1 protein-coding gene is annotated in these 749 nt (G+C 72.4%); it reads right to left on the bottom strand.

Going from position 1 to position 749, the window contains the following annotated elements; all coding sequences use genetic code 11:
* The coding region (bioD, locus tag KBX53_RS34805; RefSeq protein WP_210864020.1) for a dethiobiotin synthase at window positions 1-528 on the bottom strand (528 nt) is incomplete at its 3' end.
* Between the last annotated feature and the right edge of the window lie 221 nt (window positions 529-749).

Raw genomic sequence — 749 nt, 5'->3', positions numbered from 1 at the left:
GATCACCACGCCGGCCGGCACCGCCCGACGGTCCAGCGCCTCCAGCGTCAACGCGGTGTGGTTGAGCGTGCCCAACCCGGCGCGGGCGACCACCACCGCCGGCGCGCCGAGCGACACCGCCAGGTCCGCCATCGTCCACGGCTCACCCGACGGCCGCAGCCCCATCGGCACCAGCAACCCACCCGCGCCCTCGACCAACACCAGGTCGTGCTTGTCCGCCTCCGCACGCACCGCGTCCACCGCCGTGTACAACTCCAGCGGCGGCAGGTCGGCAACCCGCGCGGCAGCCAACGGTGCCAGCGGATCCGGATAACTCGCCAACGTCCGACCGGTCAACGGCGCAGCCAACCGGTTGACCGAGTCCACGTCACCGGGCTCACCACCGGCCGTACCGGTCTGACCCGGTTTGATCACCGCCACCCGCAACCCGGCCGCCTGCGCGGCGGCCGCGATCGCCGCGGTCACCACCGTCTTGCCGACCTCGGTGTCCGTCCCGGTCACCAGAACCGGCCCCGCCCACCCGCTCACGGCGACACCTCAACTCGCGACTGCGGGGCTCGCAAACCCGGCTCACTCCTCGCGCTCACCGGACCACCCCTGTTCGCGACTGCGGGGCTCGCAAACCCGGCTCACTCCTCGCGCTCACCACGACACCCCTGTTCGCGACTGCGGGGCTCGCAAACCCGGCTCACTCCTCGCGCTCACGGTGCACTGTCCACAATGACGTCCAGCGCCCGCTCGAACGCCGC

The organism is Micromonospora sp. M51, assembly GCF_018070305.1.
Lineage (GTDB): Bacteria > Actinomycetota > Actinomycetes > Mycobacteriales > Micromonosporaceae > Micromonospora > Micromonospora parva.
Note: the sequence above shows the minus strand (reverse complement) of the source record. Positions and strands in the feature narration are given on the sequence as shown.